The following is a 13,048-nucleotide window of genomic DNA, read 5'->3' as shown; positions in this document are numbered from 1 at the left end:
CGGGGGGAGCACTGGTTGCTGTCAGGGTGCCGCTCGACGGCGCACTTACTGGTGTGGATTAACGGTTCAACTTACGGATACGTTCCGACGGCGTGATGATGTCGGTCAGGCGGATACCGAACTTCTCGTTGACCACCACCACTTCACCTTGGGCGATCAGGTAGCCGTTGACAAGGACATCCATCGGCTCCCCGGCCAGCGCGTCGAGTTCCACCACCGAACCTTGTGCAAGCTGCAGCAGGTTCTTGATGGGCACCTTGGTGCGGCCCAGCTCCACCGTCAACTGCACGGGGATGTCCAGGATCATGTCGATGTCGTTGCGCTGGGCGCCGCCCAGGCCGTCGGCCGTCAGGGGCTTGAACACCGGGCTGGATTCGGCGGCAGCCGGCGGGTTGGCCGCGGCACGCTGCGCGGCTTCCAGGGCCATGGCCTCTTCCATCGTCATTTCGACATCGATGTCGTCGGCGTTGGCTTCGGGGTTCATGGTCGGTTCAGTTGTCATCGTCAGACTCCGTGGCAGACTCGCTGCCGCTCATATTCAGCATGCGGTTGACCCGCAGCGCGTATTGGCCGTTGAACGTGCCGTAGTTGCATTCCATGACGGGCACGCCATCTACCTTGGCGGTCACGCTGTCATCCAGCTCCAGCGGAATGACGTCGCCCACCTTCATGTTCAGGATGTCGGATACCTGCACCTTGGCCGTGGCAAGGTCGGCAATCAGCTCCACCTCGGCGGTCTGCACCTGTTGCGACAGCAGCCGCAGCCAGCGTTTGTCCACTTCCAGCGCTTCGCCCTGGATGGCGGAAGTGAGCCGGTCGCGGATCGGCTCGATCATGGTGTAGGGCATGCAGATGTGCACGTCGCCGCCGTTGCTGCCCAGTTCGATGCTGAAGCTGGTGGTGATCACCACTTCATTGGGCGTAGCCACGTTGGCGAACTCGGTGTGCATTTCCATGCGCAGGAATTCGAAATCGATCGGGTAGACCGGCTGCCACGCCTTGGCGTAATGCTCGAACACGAGATGCAGCATGCGCTGGATGATGCGCTGCTCCACGTCGGTAAAGTCGCGCCCTTCCACCCGCATGTGGAAGCGCCCGTCGCCGCCGAACAGGTTGTCGACCACCAGGAAGATGAGGTTGGGGTCGAACACGAACAGCGCCGTGCCGCGCAGCGGCTTGACGTGCACGAGGTTGAGCGAGGTCGGCACCACCAGGTTGCGGATGAACTCGCTGTACTTCTGCACCTTCACCGGCCCAACGGAGATCTCCGCGTTGCGCCGCATGAAGTTGAACAGGCCGATGCGCCAGTTGCGCGCAAACCGCTCGTTGATGATTTCCAGCGTGGGCATGCGCCCACGGACGATGCGCTCCTGCGAGCCCAGGTTGTACGAGCGTATGCCCGAGGGGTCGGCGGCTTCGACGGGGTCGTCGTCCGCGTCATCGGACACGCCCTTGAGGAGCGCGTCGATTTCCTCCTGGGAAAGAAACTCTTCCTTGAGCATGTCACTGGATCACAAAGTTGGTGAACAAGACATCTGCCACCGGCGATTCCTTGCCGACAGCCTTGAAGACGTGTTCGCACAGTTCAACGATTTCCTTGGCCAGCTTGACCTTGCCGTCCGCCGGATACAACTCGGTGGGCGTCTTGCTGGCCAGCAGCATCAGGACCTTGCTGCGCAGTTCGGGCGTGTAGGTCTTGATCTCTTCTTCGGCATGCTTATCGAAGCTCTTGAACGTGATGCCGATCTGCAGGTAACGGTCGTTGCCCTCTTCGGGCTGCAGGTTGACGGTCAGGGTTTCCATGGCCACGAACACCGGCTCTTTCGGCTTGGGCGGTGCGGCGGGGCCGGATGCGGCGTGATTGCCGCCTCCAAGGAAGAACCAGGCGGCGCCGCCGCCCATGCCGACGAGCAAAAGCACGATCAGGATGATCAGCAGCAGCTTGGTGGAACCGCCCTTTGCTGGGGCGGGCGCGGTAGTGGCGGCAGCGGCTTCGGCCATGGGGATCACTCGGGGACTAAAGGGGGGGTGGGCTTTCCCGGCTCGCGTCGCGCAAGACAACGTAAAACAACGCAAAGCACAGAGTCGGGTTCTCGGATGGCATTCTTCCCCACCTCTGTCCAGCTCATTCCAGGAAGAAACGTGGTCAATCCGGCTTATCTCGGGCGTTTGCGATGCGCAGGGTGGGGCGGTACGCGCACGATAAGTGATTTTTGATCCACCTACATAGTCCCGATGCACCGCATTAGGCGCCTTACCAGTCGCCTGGCGGGCGGGTTCCGCTGCAAAAGTGGCGTTGGCCCGAAAGAATTGCCCGCGCTTGCCGTTGTAATGAAAGAACGCGCCGGCATGTTCCGGCCTTGCATACCTGCGTTGCCTTGCCGGAAGCCGCCTTGAATTCCTTGCCCTTTTCCACCCGTATTGACCTTGCGCTAGTCGATGCCGATGGCTTGTCGGCCGACTGTCCTGCACGCGGCGCACTGCCGAGCTTCTGCCCGAAGCTGGACCTGCTGTCGATGGTCAATGCGCTGACGGAGGGCATCCTCGTGTGCGGGGCGGATCGCCGCGTCACCTATGCCAACCCGAGCGCCGCACGGCTGCTGGGTTTGCCGGTGGATGCGCTGGTGGGGCGCCTGCTGCCCACGGTGGTCACCTCTGCCGTGGACGAATTCGACGCCTCCATCCACGAGGCGGACTGGCCCGATCAGGACGTGATCGCCGAGGGCCAGCCGCAGTTGAACCAGATTTTCGGAATGCACTGCGTGGATGGCCGCACGGTGTGGGTTTCCAGCAACTGGACGCCACTGTTTGCCGATGGCGGCCATTCCATGACGGCCTCGGCGCGCGCCTCGGAAGCCGGCGCCACGCCCTATTCGGTGCTGGTGTCGCTGGTCGACATCACGCAAATCCGCGAAGCGCAGCAGCGCATCCGGCATCTCGCTACGCACGACACGCTGACGGGGCTGCTGAACCGCTCCGCGCTGGAAGACCGGCTGGAGCACGCGCTGGCGCTTGCGCGCCGCAACCAGTCGCGCGTCTCGGTCATGTTTCTCGACCTGGACCGTTTCAAGAACGTCAACGACACGCTGGGCCACCAGTTTGGCGACATGCTGCTACGCGAAGTGGCGGCCCGCCTGCAGGCCTGCGCGCGCGAAGCCGACACCGTTGCGCGCCTGGGCGGCGATGAATTTGTCGTCATGCTCGAAGCGCTCGATGGCCTGGGCACGCGGCGCGTGGCCGAGCGCATCCTCTCGGCCATCAGCGCGCCCTTCCATATCGAGGGGCAGGAGCTGTATCTGGGCGTGTCGATCGGCATTGCCGTGGCACCCCACGACGGCGACGACCCGAACACGCTCCTGCGCAAGGCCGATGCCGCCATGTACCTGGCCAAGGAGCGCGGGCGCAACAACTTCCAGACCTTTACCAGCGACCTTGACGACCGCGTCTCGCGCCGCTTCCGCATTGAATCGGGCCTGCGCCGCGCGAGCGACCGCAACGAGTTCTATGCGGACTACCAGCCGCGCGTGGACGTCAGGAGCGGCCGCATTGTCGGGGTGGAAGCGCTCATCCGCTGGAACTCGGCCGATTTCGGCCACATGATGCCCGGCCAGTTCATTCAGGACGCCGAAGAAACCGGTCTTATTGTCGAGATCGACCGCTGGATTCTGCGCGCCGCCTGCGACCAGCTTGCACGCTGGCGCCGCATCGGGCTGCCGGACTTGCGCATGTCGATCAACCTCTCGGGCCAGGCATTCAGCTCCGGGCAGTTGAGCGGGATGGTGCGTGGCGCGCTGTCGACCAGTGGCTTGCCCGGCAACGCGGTGGAACTGGAGATGACCGAAGGCATTCTGATTCGCGACGATCCGTCATTGCATGCCCTGCTGACCGAGCTGCGCGCCATGGGCGTATCGCTGGCGCTGGACGATTTCGGTACCGGATACTCATCGCTGTCGTATCTGCACCGCTTCCCGATCGATACGTTGAAGATCGACCGTTCGTTCGTGCAAGACCTGCCGCACGTGGTCGAGCGCGCGGCCATCACGCGGGCCATCATCATGATGGCGCAAGCCATGGGCATGAAGACCGTGGCCGAAGGCGTGGAAACCATCGGCCAGCTTGAATTCCTGCGCGAAGTCGGCTGCGACGAGTTTCAGGGCTATTTGCTCACGCGGCCGTTGGAACCGGCTGCGGTACAGGATCTCGTGCGCGAGAACGCCCGCCGTTACGGCGAGCGTGTCCCGCGGTTCTCATAGCGCGCTCAGATCTGCAAGCTGTTGCTGACCACGTACATGGTGAGCTCGGCATTGTTGCGCAGCTTCATCTTCGAGAGCACGCGCCCCCGATACACGCTGACCGTCTTGACGCTGATCTGCAGCGCCTCGGCAATCTCGCCCAGCGTGCGGCCGGAGCCGAGCATGCGCAGCGTCTGGAATTCACGGTCGGAGAGGATGTCGTGGCGGGGCTTGTCCCAGTCGACATTCAGGTTGTCGGCCAGGACTTCCACGAGGTCCGAAGGCAGGTATTTCTTGCCTTTCGAGATGGCGTTGATGGCTGCCAGCAGTTGCGGCTGGCTGGCGTCCATCGGCAGGTAGCCGGCGGCGCCCGCCTTGAGCGCCCGTACGGCAAGCAGCGCTTCCGGGTGGCGGCCCAGCGCCAGCACGGCCAAACGCGCATGCTGCTGGCGCACGGTCTTGATGGTCTGGAATTCGTCTCCGGTGGCCGATTCCACCGAGAACAGCATGACGTCCCACTCGCGCTGTGCGAGCAGGTCGTTATTGGCATCGCGCAGGTCCGGCACGGCCTCGATCTGCCGGGCCAGGCGCGAATCCTTGAGGATCTGGCGCAGGCCGACACGGGCAATATCGTGCGGTTCGACGATCAGGACATTGAGCATGGTGGGTGTTGCGGGTCAAACGCGGGCTCGCATCGAGCTCTTCTTTCCGCCGGCAGGCCTTGGGCCGTCTGGCGGGCTTGCAACTCCCCATCTGTGCTGTATGTGGCGCTCTATATAGAAAGATGCAGGCGCCTATGAACTGGTCGAACGAGTATAGCCGAGGGCCCGAAGGCCAAGAAGCAGGCGCACCGCCTCTTTTGGAGGGGTGCCGAAAGTCAGGCGCCCGCAAGCCCAAACCGCCGCCGACGCACAAATTTGTCAAGGCGACCCTAAACTTTCCTCCGAGGCCACCGATAACCTGAGTACAACGCAGACCTGATCCCCTTCAAGTTGCAGGTCACGTTGCCCGGCCTAGCCGGAATCAGCAAACACGGGCAACAAACCATCGGGAAACTTAGGAGCCGTCATGTCCCTCAGCCTTAATACCAATATCTCGTCCCTGCAAACGCAGCAAGCACTGTCGGCATCGAAGGATGCGCTGCAGACCTCGCTGGAACGTCTGTCGACCGGCCTGCGCGTGAACAGCGCGAAGGATGACGCCGCCGCCTACGCTGTGGCCTCCAGCCTGACCACCACGCTGAACTCGCAGACGCAAGGTATCCAGAACTCCAACCAGGCGATGTCGTATCTGCAAACGGCCGACTCGTACCTGGGCCAGGTTGAAAACAACCTGCAACGTATGCGCCAACTGGCCGTGGAAGCCAACAACGGCGGTCTGTCGACCACCGACCAGGCCAACCTGGACAAGGAATACCAAAAGCTGGCCACCGCCAACAAGAACATCGAGACCAACGCGAACTACAACGGCAACAAGCTGTTCGACGGTTCGGTTACGGCCACGACGTTCCAGTACGGCCAGAATGCCGCGACCGATGTGACCTCGGTCTCCAACGCCAACCTGTCGACCTTCGGTACGCTGAGCGGCACGAGCGTGACCTCGACTGCCAACGCGACCGCCGCACAGGCGGCCATCGACACCGATCTGACCAACCTGAAGGCGGCTCGCGCCAACCTGGGTGCTCAGCAAAGTGGTCTGAACTCGACGATCAACACGCTGACGTCGAACAACACCGCGCTGTCGGCTGCCAAGTCGTCCTTGATCGATACGGACTATGCGTCGGAAACCTCGAACATGACCCGTCAGAACATCCTGCAGCAAGCGGGTACGGCGATGCTGGCGCAAGCCAACTCGGCACCGAACAGCATCCTGAGCCTGCTGAAGGGCTAATCAGTAAGCTGGATGCCACCCAGCCGTCTTGCGGCTGGGCCAAGGGCCGGCGCTCCTCGGGGGCGTCGGCCTTTTTCCTTTTGTCGGATACCCCTCTTCTGCGTGGGTGGCGCCTGCATAACCTGCCCTAAAGAAGCTGCGGCCCGTGCCGTTGTGTAGAGAGACTTCCGCTGGCGCAGATGCTTATCGGACCCGATCATGGCGACTACCACTACCTCCTCCTCGACCAGCAACTACGTACCGCCGATCTCCATTCCCGGTATCGGGACGAGCATCGACGTCAATTCGCTGGTGACCAGCCTCATGAAGGTGGAGAGCCAGCCGCTGACACAGTTGCAGACACAGCAAAGCTCGTACCAGACGCAGTTGTCGGCTGTGGGGTCGCTCAAGAGTGCGCTGTCGACCTTCCAGACCGCGCTGTCGAGCCTGACCAGCGCGTCGAACTACAGCGCCATGAAGGCCAGCGGCTACGACACCTCGATGCTGAGCGCGTCGGTGACGGGCTCGGCGCCTGCAGGTTCCTACGCGGTCAATGTCACGCAGCTTGCGCAATCGCAGGTGCTGGCGGCGCAGGGGCAAGCTTCCACCACCACCGCCATCGGCAGCGGCGCATCGACCACGATTTCGTTCTCGTTCGGCACGGTGTCGGGTGGCTCGCTTTCCGGCGGCAAGTACACCGGTTCGACGTTCACGCAAAACGGCAACCTGGCGGGGGGCTCGATCACGATCAACTCGTCCAACAACACGCTGGCGGGCATTCGCGATGCCATCAACTCGGCCAACCTGGGTGTCTCGGCCAGCATCGTGAACGACGGCAGCGGCAGCCCGTACCGTCTGGTGCTGACGTCCACTGCGGGCGGCTCAAGCTCGGAGATGAAGATCTCGGTGTCGGGCGACTCGACGCTGCAATCGCTGCTCTCGCAGGATCCGGCCGGCACGCAGAACATGACCGAGGTGACCACGGGCCAGAATGCCCTGGCCACCATCAACGGCATTGCCGTGCAAAGCCCGACCAACACGTTGTCAAACGTGGTGGATGGCACGTCGTTCACGCTGTCCAAGACGGGCAGCACCAACGTGACGGTGGCCAACGACCCGACCGCCACCACCACCGCCGTCACCAACTTCGTGAACGGCTACAACGCGCTGCGTACGCAACTGAACGGGCTCACCAACATCGACACCGCCAACAAGGCCAACAACGGCCCGCTGGCTGGCGACGTGAGTACCAAGACGCTCATCAACCAGATTACCGACGTGCTGGGCCAGGCGGTCGGCAACGGCAACTACCAGTCGCTCGGCAGCGTGGGCGTGACGATGAACTCCGACGGCACGCTGTCGGTCGACAACACGAAGCTGTCGGCGGCCATTGCAAAGTCGCCCAGCCAGGTTACCGGTTTGTTTGCCGGTACCGGCACGGCCACCGATTCGCTGGTCAGCGTGCCGACGTTCTCGGATTCCACACAGGCCGGCAGCTACGCCGTCAACGTGACGCAGTTGGCCACGCAGGGCACGCTCACGGGTTCGGCCGCCGCAAACACAACCATTACGGCGGGCGTGAACGACACGCTCGCGTTCAGCATCAGCGGCATGTCAGTCAACGTGACGTTGGCGGCCGGCAGCTACACCGCGACGACCCTGGCCGCGCAGATTCAAAGCCAGATCAACGCATCGGCCACGCTACAGAACGCCAAGGTCAACGCATCGGTGTCGGCCAATGCCAGCGGCGTGCTGAGCATTACCGATAGCCAGTTTGGTTCGGTGTCGGTGGTGTCGGTATCAGGCGCGGGGGCTTCGTCGCTCTTTGGGGCGAGCCCGACGGCCGCCAATGGTGTGGATGTGCAGGGCACCATCAACGGTGCGGCAGCGACCGGCTCGGGCCAGAACCTGTATGGGATTGCCGGTTCCGCCACCGACGGCTTGACCGTGCAAGTGGCCGGCGGCCCGCTGGGCGCCCGTGGCACGGTCACGGTGCAGCGCGGTTACGCCGCGCAGCTCAACACGGTGATGACCAACCTGCTGTCGTCCAGCGGCATGGTGCAGAACGAGACCGACTCGATCAACAGTTCGCTGACCTCGCTTGCCAGCCAGATCACCGCCATGCAGACGCGCCTGGATAACAAGCAGGCGCTGTACTACACGCAGTTCAACGCGCTGTCGGCCGCGGTGGCAAGCATGACGAACACCAGCAACTACCTGACGACGCAGCTCGCGGCCATTACCAAGCAAACTTCGAGCAGCAACTAAGCCGGGCTCAGGTTTAGAGCACAACCCATAACAAAACAGACACCAGCGAGGACCTTTTCCATGTACGCAGCACGCCGTGCCATCGGTGCCTATGCGCAAGTCGGCATCGAGACGTCCGTGGTAGACGCCAATCCGCATCGCCTGATCGCCATGTTGTTTGAAGGCGCGCGGGCCGCCATCAACCTGGCCAGTGCCGCCATGCAGCGCGGCGACGTGCTGGCCAAGGTGCGGGCGATCGACAAAGCCATCTCGATCATCGGCCAGGGGCTGCAGGCCAGCCTGGATCACCAGCGCGGCGGCGAGATTGCCGTGCAACTGAACAATCTGTACGACTACATGCTGCGCCGCCTGCTGTTGGCGAACGCCAACAACGATCTGACGATCCTCGCCGAGGTGGATGCTTTGCTGGTCCCGCTGCAGGATGCGTGGCTCGCCATCGGCCAGGCCGGCCAACCGGCTGCCGCTGCGGCAAACAGCCACCTGAGCGTTGTGAGCTGATGGCCCGCTGTTTGTAGTAAAGCGACCTTTGACTGAATTCGGCCCAACTGGAGCCAATATGCACCGCAACATCCCGATCAAGGACAGCGAAAGTCTGTTCGCCTGCTACGAAGCCATCGCAAGTCTGACCGCTGAAATGGTCAGCGCGGCCGAAGTGGGTAACTGGGAAGTCGTCAGTACGCTGGAACGCGAAAGCGCCGCCTATGTGGATGCGCTGCGCCGTTCCGAGCCGCATCCGCAGCTCTCGCGTGCCGATGTGGAGCGCAAGCGCACGCTGCTCGTGCGCATTCTGGAAGATGATGCACGCGTGCGCGCCATGGTGTACCCGCGCCTGGACCGCCTGCAGAAGCGCATCGACACGGCACGCCGTGCCACCAACGCCAGCAACGCTTACGGCAGCATGGCGCGTTATTGAGACGACGCGTCCTGCAGTTGTTTTGACAGCGTCAGGTAGTGCTCGGACTTGCGTGCGAGCGCGTGGCTCTGCATCTGGTACACGATCGCCAGTTGCTGGGCAGCGAGGAAGCTGCCCCGGCCGATGACGCTGCCGTCCATCTCTGGCTGATCGCCGATCTCAAGGCAGCGGTTGAAGACCTGTTCTGCCAGCGGTAGCCACCGGGCGCCTGCCTCATCAGGCTGCTTGGCAGCCGCATCCAGCAACACCAATCCCAGCGCAAAGCACAGATCAGGAAAGTCCGGCCACGTCTGGATGCCGACATCGCCTTGCGCCAGCGCTTCTTCAACGCGATCGGCCTTGCCCAGGCTATACACATATCGCAGCGCCAGGTTGCGGCGGTACGGCGCATCAGGAGGTGCCAGGCTGAAGGCGCGTGCGTAGTAGGTCACGGCCTTTGCGTAGTCTTCGTGATGCAGCTCGGTTTCCTTGCCGAGCTGATACAGCACGTACGGGTCGTCTGGCCGATGGGCGAGTTCATCGAGCAGCAGTTGCGTGTTGCGCTCGCCTTTCTTCTGCATCTTGGCGGCGGTGTAGCCATCGTGGCGGACTACGATCGGCACGCGCGCCGCAGGCAATGAAGACACCGGCTGCTCGTGAATGCGCCCCGTGTAGTGCACGCCACGCGGCAGCAGGCGGGGAATCCACGCAATCAGCTGGCTGGCGGATTCGGCCGCGTCGGTATCGTTCTTGACGCACACCACGCCAACGGACGGTGCTGCACCGCTGAGCGTGCGCAGATGCTCACCGCCGCTTTCCAGCCATTCGTCAGCGTCGAGGATGAGGTTCCAGTCGGCATTGGCTGCCTGCAGCGCGGTGTTGCGCGCGGCCGAGAAGTCGTTCGTCCAGGCCATGTGGCTGACAAGGGCGCCGCACGACTGGGCAATGGCCACGGTGTCGTCGATGGAGCCTGTGTCGAGCACCACCATGCGATCGACAAACGGTTTGGCACTGAGCAGGCAACGCGCAATGCTGGCGGCTTCATTGCGGGCGATGATAACTAGCGCCAGATCGGCGCAAGCGGAGGGTGCGCTCATTCGCGGTCGTCCGCTGTGGCCAGTGCGTCGAGCAGCTTGCGCAGCACGTCGCGCGTGGCGCCAATTTCGTCCAATTCCAGCGGAATCTTGCAGGCGAGGGCTTCGGGCACCTTGGCAGCGCGCTCGCGCAGTGCGCGGCCGGCATTGGTCAACTCGATGACGACGCGGCGCTGGTCATCGGGATCGCGCGTACGAGTGACGAGGCCCTGTTCTTCGAGTCGCTTGAGCAGCGGCGTAAGCGTGCCCGTATCGAGGTACAGCGTGCGACCGAGGTCGCCAACTGCGCATGGCGCCTGCTGCCAGCACGCCAGCATCACGAGGTACTGGGGATAGGTCAGGCCCAGTTCATCGAGCAGCGGGCGGTAGAGGCGCGTCAGCAAGTGGCCGGCGGCATACAAAGGAAAGCAAAGCTGCTGATCGAGCGCCAGCACGTCGTTCACGGAAAACTCCCGGGGGGAACGGCCTGGCGCTCGAGCGGCGAGTGCCGCATCGGCCCAACAGGGCTGAGCAAGAGGCTCAGCGCGTGACCGTGTTCAATTGGACGTCAATATTGCCACGGACGGCATGCGAATAGGGACATACGCCATGTGCCGCAGCCACAAGCGCTTCAGCGGTCGCCTGATCGACGCCGCCCAGGGTGGCCGCGAGCGACACCGTCAATGCAAAGCCGCCATCTTCGCGCGGGCCAATGCCCACCGTGGCCGTGACCGACGTCGACGCCAGCTTGATCTGCTTGCCACGTGCTACATGCAGCACAGCGTTTTCAAAGCAGGCGGCATAACCGGCGGCAAACAGTTGCTCGGGGTTCGTAGCTGCACCGCCTGCGCCGCCGAGTTCGCGCGGTAGCGAAAGGGGCAGATCCAGCGTGCCATCGGTGCTGCGAACATGGCCGGCACGGCCGCCTTCAGCAGTGACCTGGGTCTGGTAGAGCGTCTTCATGGTCGGGTCCTCTTGCGTGGGAAACCCGGTCGGCGACATGTCGGCCGGGAGATCGATCAAAAATCGATGACACAATTATATTGAGCGCAATATAAATGACAAGAGCGACCACAAGCCCTTCTTCATAGTGTGGAAAAGGGCCGGGCAGGGTGATCTCAGATCGACATGCTCATGATGCTTTGGTACGCCGAGACCAGCTTGTTGCGCACCTGTACGGCAGTCTGCATGTCGATGTTGGCCTTCTGCAGCGAGAGCATGACGTCGTGCAGGTCGACGTCGTTATTGCCCATTTCAAAGCTGCGCGAAACGGCTTCGGCCTTCTGCTGCGAGGCGTCGACGCGGTCCAGCGATGACTTGAGCACCGAGCCGAAGTCGACACTCGGTTTGCCGGTGTCGCCGCTGGCGGTACTGCCACCAACGGCGCTTGACGGTGCCAGCACGCTGTTCATCAGCGAGACCACGGAATGGGCGTTGGAAAGATCCATGTGGGCGTGACCAGTGACTCAGGGAAATTTGGCGAGTGTTTCGAGTTCCGACACGAAGCGGACTTCGCGGCCGGCCGGCACCGCAATGTCCATCGGAATCGGCGTGACGACGATGGTGTGATGCGGAATGGCGGCATCGTCGTCGAGCACCAGAAACTCGGTGTCGGCAAAGCCGTGCGCGTGGTGCAAGACCTGAAGCGGTGCGCGGCGCAGGGTGGCGTACCTGGGCGGCTCGGGCTTGAACGGGTCGAGCTTGGTCACGTATTCGAACGCGGCGTTGACGCGGTACAGGTCATAGGGCGCGGCCAGGTCGCCTACCTCGCCGAGCGCCTTGATGCGGTTGGCGATGTAGTAGTTGTCGCTCCAGCTGCCGCCTTCATGCGTGCGCAGGCGCAGCGCCACCTTCATACGCGCGAGCACGAACTGGTTGATGGCATTCAGCCATTCCTGCCGCTCGTTCGGGGCCAACGTGTGTGAGAACTTGCTCAACACGTATTCCAGGCCGCCGCGATACCGGTCCCATGCGTATTTCACTTCCTCGCTGCCTGCCTGGGCGCGGGTCTCGTCGTCAAAGTAGCGCGTAACCGAGCGATAAAACGGTGTCTTGCTGAAGTAGAGCGCGTACGACCCGAGCATTTCTGCGGCATGCGCGAATGCCCAGAACACATGTTCGGGCGCGGCGAAGTACAGCCGGTCGAGCACTTCGCGGCGCGCCAGGTAGATTTCCGGAAAGATGTGGTGTGACAGGATCAGCGCCAGCAGCTTGGCGTAATCGTGCTGCTCGATCAGGTAATTGTCGTCCTGGCGGTAGAAGGGCGTGATGTCCTGCCGGGTTGGCAAGTCGTGGATGAACCAGGGCGCGAAGATGACGCCCACGCCCGCATTGCGCTCGAAGATCTCGAGGTTCTTGTTGATCTCGTCGAGGATGGGCAGGTCGTCGTCGGCGTGGTAGAGCACGTATTTGCCCTGCGCGCTGCGGTAGAGCTGGTTCAGGTTTTCGGCCGAACCCAGGTTGGACGGGCGCCGGAAATACCGGATGTTCAGCCGGCCTTGATGGCGGGCCACGACCTGTTCGGTCGTGTCGCTCGAGCAGTTGTCGCCGATCAGGATCTCGTAGCTGAATCGTAGTCCATCAATCTGCGCGGCCAGTTCCCCGAGCAGGTTGTCCAGGTAGCGCGCCCGGTTGTAGGTCGGGATGCAGATGCTCAGCGTGACTGCATCGGTTTGGGGCGTCGTCTTCGCGGGTTCCATTTCAGCGGCCAATTT

The 13,048-nt window shown here is 62.8% G+C and carries 14 protein-coding genes; 5 read left to right on the top strand and 9 right to left on the bottom strand.

Features of this window, described 5'->3' with window-relative positions:
• Positions 1-58: 58 nt before the first annotated feature.
• The 3 genes from fliN to fliL are packed head-to-tail and all read right to left on the bottom strand — an operon-like array spanning position 59 to position 2,001.
• On the bottom strand, positions 59-502 hold the full coding sequence (fliN, locus tag ACUXH0_RS00675) for a flagellar motor switch protein FliN (RefSeq protein ID WP_024542099.1): 444 nt from the start codon (positions 500-502) through the stop codon (positions 59-61).
• Positions 492-1,502 carry a flagellar motor switch protein FliM gene (gene fliM / locus ACUXH0_RS00670; protein ID WP_004631439.1) on the bottom strand — a complete coding sequence of 337 codons (1,011 nt, stop codon included), beginning with the start codon at positions 1,500-1,502 and terminating at the stop codon, positions 492-494. Before fliM ends, fliN begins: the two co-directional genes overlap by 11 nt.
• A 1-nt stretch (position 1,503) precedes the next feature.
• Positions 1,504-2,001 carry a flagellar basal body-associated protein FliL gene (gene fliL, locus ACUXH0_RS00665; RefSeq protein WP_024542098.1) on the bottom strand — a complete coding sequence of 166 codons (498 nt, stop codon included), beginning with the start codon at positions 1,999-2,001 and terminating at the stop codon, positions 1,504-1,506.
• Between the two features lie 515 nt (positions 2,002-2,516).
• On the opposite strand from fliL, the gene ACUXH0_RS00660 reads away from it, so the two are divergent.
• Positions 2,517-4,253 carry a putative bifunctional diguanylate cyclase/phosphodiesterase gene (locus tag ACUXH0_RS00660; RefSeq protein ID WP_004631441.1) on the top strand — a complete coding sequence of 579 codons (1,737 nt, stop codon included), beginning with the start codon at positions 2,517-2,519 and terminating at the stop codon, positions 4,251-4,253.
• Between the two features lie 5 nt (positions 4,254-4,258).
• Here ACUXH0_RS00660 and ACUXH0_RS00655 read toward each other — a convergent pair whose 3' ends face one another.
• A complete protein-coding gene (locus tag ACUXH0_RS00655) occupies positions 4,259-4,894 on the bottom strand; it encodes a LuxR C-terminal-related transcriptional regulator (protein ID WP_004631442.1) in 636 nt (211 codons plus the stop codon).
• A 406-nt stretch (positions 4,895-5,300) separates the two neighbouring features.
• Between ACUXH0_RS00655 and ACUXH0_RS00650 the strand changes: the two genes are divergently transcribed.
• The 4 genes from ACUXH0_RS00650 to ACUXH0_RS00635 all read left to right on the top strand — a co-directional run bounded on the left by ACUXH0_RS00650 (position 5,301) and on the right by ACUXH0_RS00635 (position 9,282).
• Complete coding sequence (locus tag ACUXH0_RS00650; protein WP_004631443.1) at positions 5,301-6,122, top strand: flagellin N-terminal helical domain-containing protein; 822 nt, start codon at positions 5,301-5,303, stop codon at positions 6,120-6,122.
• A gap of 198 nt (positions 6,123-6,320) precedes the next feature.
• Complete coding sequence (fliD, locus tag ACUXH0_RS00645) at positions 6,321-8,369, top strand: flagellar filament capping protein FliD (RefSeq protein ID WP_024542097.1); 2,049 nt, start codon at positions 6,321-6,323, stop codon at positions 8,367-8,369.
• A 60-nt stretch (positions 8,370-8,429) separates the two neighbouring features.
• Positions 8,430-8,867 carry a flagellar export chaperone FliS gene (fliS, locus tag ACUXH0_RS00640; protein ID WP_004631445.1) on the top strand — a complete coding sequence of 146 codons (438 nt, stop codon included), beginning with the start codon at positions 8,430-8,432 and terminating at the stop codon, positions 8,865-8,867.
• A 58-nt stretch (positions 8,868-8,925) separates the two neighbouring features.
• The gene (locus ACUXH0_RS00635) at positions 8,926-9,282 is read left to right on the top strand and encodes a flagellar protein FliT (RefSeq protein WP_009239993.1); all 357 of its coding nucleotides are present in this window, start codon (positions 8,926-8,928) and stop codon (positions 9,280-9,282) included.
• Here the strand turns inward: ACUXH0_RS00635 and ACUXH0_RS00630 are convergent.
• From ACUXH0_RS00630 to ACUXH0_RS00610, 5 genes are all read right to left on the bottom strand, one after another.
• Positions 9,276-10,358 carry a glycosyltransferase family 2 protein gene (locus ACUXH0_RS00630; protein ID WP_024542096.1) on the bottom strand — a complete coding sequence of 361 codons (1,083 nt, stop codon included), beginning with the start codon at positions 10,356-10,358 and terminating at the stop codon, positions 9,276-9,278. The genes ACUXH0_RS00635 and ACUXH0_RS00630 overlap by 7 nt on opposite strands.
• Positions 10,355-10,798, bottom strand: coding sequence for a MarR family winged helix-turn-helix transcriptional regulator (locus tag ACUXH0_RS00625; RefSeq protein ID WP_024542095.1), 444 nt, complete (start codon positions 10,796-10,798; stop codon positions 10,355-10,357). Before ACUXH0_RS00625 ends, ACUXH0_RS00630 begins: the two co-directional genes overlap by 4 nt.
• Before the next feature lie 76 nt (positions 10,799-10,874).
• On the bottom strand, positions 10,875-11,297 hold the full coding sequence (locus ACUXH0_RS00620) for an organic hydroperoxide resistance protein (protein WP_004631449.1): 423 nt from the start codon (positions 11,295-11,297) through the stop codon (positions 10,875-10,877).
• Positions 11,298-11,452: 155 nt separating this feature from the next.
• Complete coding sequence (fliE, locus tag ACUXH0_RS00615; protein WP_024542094.1) at positions 11,453-11,782, bottom strand: flagellar hook-basal body complex protein FliE; 330 nt, start codon at positions 11,780-11,782, stop codon at positions 11,453-11,455.
• A gap of 18 nt (positions 11,783-11,800) precedes the next feature.
• A complete protein-coding gene (locus ACUXH0_RS00610) occupies positions 11,801-13,033 on the bottom strand; it encodes a glycosyltransferase family 2 protein (RefSeq protein WP_182593621.1) in 1,233 nt (410 codons plus the stop codon).
• Between the last annotated feature and the right edge of the window lie 15 nt (positions 13,034-13,048).

Source organism: Ralstonia sp. 110700041-2 (assembly GCF_056280165.1).
The sequence above is the reverse complement of the archived record's forward strand: the minus strand, read 5'-3'. Positions and strand labels throughout refer to the sequence as shown.

Excerpts from the sequence above, each read along its gene's own strand:
- fliD (WP_024542097.1), top strand. The coding sequence starts at position 6,321 with ATGGCGACTACCACTACCTCCTCCTCGACCAGCAACTACGTACCGCCG.
- ACUXH0_RS00650 (WP_004631443.1), top strand. The coding sequence starts at position 5,301 with ATGTCCCTCAGCCTTAATACCAATATCTCGTCCCTGCAAACGCAGCAA.
- fliE (WP_024542094.1), bottom strand. The coding sequence starts at position 11,782 with ATGGATCTTTCCAACGCCCATTCCGTGGTCTCGCTGATGAACAGCGTG.
- fliM (WP_004631439.1), bottom strand. The coding sequence starts at position 1,502 with ATGCTCAAGGAAGAGTTTCTTTCCCAGGAGGAAATCGACGCGCTCCTC.
- ACUXH0_RS00660 (WP_004631441.1), top strand. The coding sequence starts at position 2,517 with ATGGTCAATGCGCTGACGGAGGGCATCCTCGTGTGCGGGGCGGATCGC.
- ACUXH0_RS00655 (WP_004631442.1), bottom strand. The coding sequence starts at position 4,894 with ATGCTCAATGTCCTGATCGTCGAACCGCACGATATTGCCCGTGTCGGC.
- ACUXH0_RS00610 (WP_182593621.1), bottom strand. The coding sequence starts at position 13,033 with ATGGAACCCGCGAAGACGACGCCCCAAACCGATGCAGTCACGCTGAGC.
- ACUXH0_RS00635 (WP_009239993.1), top strand. The coding sequence starts at position 8,926 with ATGCACCGCAACATCCCGATCAAGGACAGCGAAAGTCTGTTCGCCTGC.
- ACUXH0_RS00630 (WP_024542096.1), bottom strand. The coding sequence starts at position 10,358 with ATGAGCGCACCCTCCGCTTGCGCCGATCTGGCGCTAGTTATCATCGCC.
- fliS (WP_004631445.1), top strand. The coding sequence starts at position 8,430 with ATGTACGCAGCACGCCGTGCCATCGGTGCCTATGCGCAAGTCGGCATC.
- fliL (WP_024542098.1), bottom strand. The coding sequence starts at position 2,001 with ATGGCCGAAGCCGCTGCCGCCACTACCGCGCCCGCCCCAGCAAAGGGC.
- ACUXH0_RS00620 (WP_004631449.1), bottom strand. The coding sequence starts at position 11,297 with ATGAAGACGCTCTACCAGACCCAGGTCACTGCTGAAGGCGGCCGTGCC.
- fliN (WP_024542099.1), bottom strand. The coding sequence starts at position 502 with ATGACAACTGAACCGACCATGAACCCCGAAGCCAACGCCGACGACATC.